Origin of the sequence: Desulfofundulus sp. (genome assembly GCF_049701015.1) — a bacterium.
Lineage (GTDB): Bacteria > Bacillota > Desulfotomaculia > Desulfotomaculales > Desulfovirgulaceae > Desulfofundulus.
Genome location: NZ_JBNATZ010000020.1, coordinates 13,947 through 17,560, shown reverse-complemented (window position 1 = coordinate 17,560; position 3,614 = coordinate 13,947). Strand labels below are relative to the sequence as shown.

Here is a 3,614-nt window from a genome sequence, read left to right as displayed (position 1 = left end):
AAGCTTATCTCTTTGCCTCGAGCTGCGGCAGAGGCGCGGCCGTAGGCTATCAGGGCAAAAAACGTGGCGCGGGCATTGTATTTTTCCAGAATTTCCAGTATCCTGGGGGTATACAGGGGGTCAGGGCCGTCATCAAAGGTCAGAGCGATTAACTTTTCGCCGGTGGCTACCTCGCTGACCACCGCCCGCCCCGTACAGTTGTAAGCATCTCTCCTTTCCTTAGACAGCGGAATTAACAGGAAAAAAATAGATAATAAAAGCAAAATCAACCTGTATTTGCGCATTATACTTCCCCCGGTGCGATATTGAAAGGCAATGCTTATTGTACATGGGAGGCGTTTTTCTTAAACTAAAGAAGGACTGGAAATTACTTCTTAAGAAGGACTGGAAATTACTCCTTAAACGTGATCTCCCGCATTTTGACACCGGGGAAATAAATGGGAGGAATTAGATGACCAGGCGGGCAGAAAACTCTTCACCACTGTTTTCAACACCCAGGCTGGTTGTGATGGCCATACTCTTTTTTACAGCCATTGCCGTGGCCTTGCACATGGGACAGGCGGCAGAAATCCGGCGTACACTGCAACACAGCAGGTGGTGGTGGGTCGCCGCAGCCGCTCTCCTGCAGGTTGTCTTCCTTGTCAACCAGGGCGCCCTGTACCAGGCTGCCTACCGGATGGCCGGGCTCCCGGCCGGTTTCGGACACCTCCTGGAACTGGCCATCTCAGCAACCTTCGTCTCTGCTGTCGTTCCAGGCGGCACCATCTCCGGAACGGGCCTGATGATCTTCGATGCCGCAAGGCAGGGGCTGGATACCGCCCGGGCGGCGCTGGCCAATGTTATATTCTACATCTTCGATTACCTTGCCTTCCTAGTTATTCTGCTGCTGGCCCTTTTTTACCTCTTCAGCCGGGGCGACCTCAGGCCATATGAACTGGCAGCCGCTGCCGTGCTGGCCTGCGGAGTGGCTATTGCTCTTTTGCTCCTGTTCATGCTCGCCAGCAGGCCGGCCCTTTTTGTGAAACTGACCCGCCGGCTGGCCGGGGCCGGCGGCCGGCTGTCCCGGCAACTGGAGGGACGTGCCCTGCACTGGGAGGCAAAATTATGGGAAGTTACCGGCAGACTCTCGAAGGTACTCAAAGCCATGTTCCGGGACCACCCGACCCTTACCAGGGCCGCAGTTCACGCCCTGCTGGTGGAAGGAATAGGTCTAATGCAGCTGCAAGCCCTTTTCCTGGCCTTCGGCCAGAGCCCGGGGCCGGGCCGTTTGATTACCGGCTACGCCGTAGGGGTGCTGTTCATGATCCTCTCCATCACTCCGCAGGGAGTGGGCCTGATGGAAGGAGCCATGACCGCTGCCTACGCTTCGACAGGCATTCCCCTGGAACAGGCAGTACTGGTCACCTTTACTTACCGGGCCTTGAGTTTATGGATGCCGATGGCCGCTGGTCTTATCTTTTTCAAACGGACGGTGAGCAGGTGGTGAACAACCGTTACCTGCGTCTTCATTATCTGGCCGCGTTCCTGGTGGGTTTGACGGGGGTGGGCAATATTTTAACCGCGTGGCTCGTGCACCACCCGGCCCGTTTTATCTGGCTCAAACATTACCTCCCCTGGATTGTCCTGCGGGGGAGCTGGCTGTCCAGCGTCCTGGCCGGAACGGTACAACTTTTCCTGTCCTGGAGTCTGGGAAGGCGCAAGTGGCAGGCCTGGCGCATTACGGTGGTCATGCTTTTAATTTCCATTGCCGCCAACCTGCTGCGGGGGCTGCACTACGGCCAGGCGGCGTTCAACTTGAGTTTGTTATTGATACTGTTGTCCTTAAAGCCCCATTTCACCGCCGCCAGCGACCCTCCTTCCGTACGGCACGGCCTGGTGGTTTTGGCCGGTGTCATCCTTTTTACCTACCTTTACGGTCTATTTGGTTTTTACCTCCTGGACAGGCACTTTCACCAGCAGTTCAACCTGGCTGAGGCCTCCCGGCAAACCATCGCCTATCTGACCTGGCTGGCCACACCGGAACTAAAACACCCCAACCGGCTGGCCCGCTGGTTCCTGGACTCTCTGGCCATCATCCAGGTGGGCGGTTTGCTCTACGGGCTGTACATGGTGCTGCGCCCGGTAGTCTACCGGAGGACCGTTCTCATGTCGGAGAGGAGAAGGGCGGCCGGTATCGTGGAAAAGTACGGGCGTTCCTCCCTGGTACACCTGACGCTGCTGCCGGATAAGATTTACTTTTTCAGCCGTTCGCAAAGGAGCTTCCTGGCTTATGCGCTGGTGGGCAATGTAGCTGTGGTGCTGGGGGACCCGGTGGGACCCGACGACGACATCCCCCGCCTTATAGAGGAATTCACCAGCTTTTGTGCAAATAACGACTGGAACCCGGCTTTTTACCAGGTCCTGCCCGATTACCTCCCGCTATACTGGGCTTGCGGCTATAAAATCTTAAAAATTGGCGAAGAGGCGGTGGTCGACCTCCAGACTTTCACCCTGGCCGGAAGCGGCCGGAAGAGCTTGAGGCAGACGGTAAACCGCATGGTGCGCAAGGGTTATACCACCGAACTCCTCCTGCCGCCTTTAAAGGATGAGACCTTGAGGGAATTAAAAGAGGTTTCCGACCACTGGCTGAGGGTGCAAAAGGGGGGTGAAAAGAGGTTTTCCCTGGGCTGGTTCGACCCGGCCTACATCAGGTCCTGCCCGGTGATGGTGGTCAGGGATGCCCGGGGCCGCGTGCAGGCCTTCGCCAATATCATCCCTGAATACAGGCGCAATGAAGGCACCATAGACCTCATGCGCCGGCGGGAAGGGGAAAGCGGCCTGATGGACCTGCTTTTCGTACGTCTGATGGAATACTTCAAGGAACAGGGGTACGAGAGCTTCAACCTGGGGCTGTGCCCCCTGGCAGGAGTGGGCGACCAGCCCGGCGCCAGTCTGCAGGAAAAAGCCGTATACTTCTTCTACCAGCACTTCAACCAGCTCTACGGTTTTAAAGGGCTGCGCCAGTTCAAAGAAAAATACGGCCCCCGCTGGGAACCGCGCTACCTGATTTACCCTTACCCCCTGCTTTTGCCCAAAATTGCCATGGCCGTGGTCACGGCGAACGCCGGGGGCAGCCTGTGGAGCTACGTACGGGCCTGGTGGGAGAAAAGACGGCTGGCGTGATCCGGGCCGGCCCGGGATCACAAAAGCCCGGGCCGGTTGCGTTTCGGGCACCGGTACGGGCTCAGACCAGAGATGCGGTCACGCTGCTCGATTCACAAGCTGCTTGCAGAGCTCCGCGGCCGAAGCAGCGTCGGGTGCATAACCGTCCGCCCCGATTTCATCGGCAAACTCCTGGGAAACGGGCGCACCGCCGATAACTATCTTCACAGCCCCGCGCAGGTTCTCTTTATCAAGAGCGGAAATAACTTCTCCCATAACCGGCATGGTGGTGGTCAGCAAGGCCGACAACCCGAGGATCTGCGGCCTGTGCTCCTGCACCGCCCTGACAAATTTGTCTACAGGCACGTCAATGCCCAGGTCGACCACATTAAACCCGCTGCTCTCCAGCATCATGATGACCAGATTTTTCCCGATATCATGCAGGTCACCTTTTACAGTACCGATGACCACTT

At 57.2% G+C, this 3,614-nt stretch carries 4 protein-coding genes; 2 read left to right on the top strand and 2 right to left on the bottom strand.

All coding sequences use genetic code 11. From position 1 onward, the window contains the following. Positions 1–284 (bottom strand): polysaccharide deacetylase family protein (locus ACPLUI_RS02550; protein WP_424658705.1); only part of this gene is annotated, 284 nt, incomplete at its 3' end. Positions 285–451: 167 nt separating this feature from the next. Here ACPLUI_RS02550 and ACPLUI_RS02545 point away from each other — a divergent pair. Together ACPLUI_RS02545 and ACPLUI_RS02540 are read left to right on the top strand one after the other, a co-directional pair. Further along, the gene (locus ACPLUI_RS02545; RefSeq protein WP_424658704.1) at positions 452–1,486 is read left to right on the top strand and encodes a lysylphosphatidylglycerol synthase transmembrane domain-containing protein; all 1,035 of its coding nucleotides are present in this window, start codon (positions 452–454) and stop codon (positions 1,484–1,486) included. After that, positions 1,429–3,162, top strand: coding sequence for a phosphatidylglycerol lysyltransferase domain-containing protein (locus ACPLUI_RS02540; RefSeq protein ID WP_424658703.1), 1,734 nt, complete (start codon positions 1,429–1,431; stop codon positions 3,160–3,162). The genes ACPLUI_RS02545 and ACPLUI_RS02540 overlap by 58 nt, the downstream gene beginning before the upstream one ends. 78 nt (positions 3,163–3,240) lie before the next feature. Here the strand turns inward: ACPLUI_RS02540 and ACPLUI_RS02535 are convergent. Beyond that, positions 3,241–3,614, bottom strand: a 374-nt coding sequence (locus tag ACPLUI_RS02535) for a cobalamin B12-binding domain-containing protein (protein ID WP_424658702.1), incomplete at its 5' end; no start/stop codon positions are given.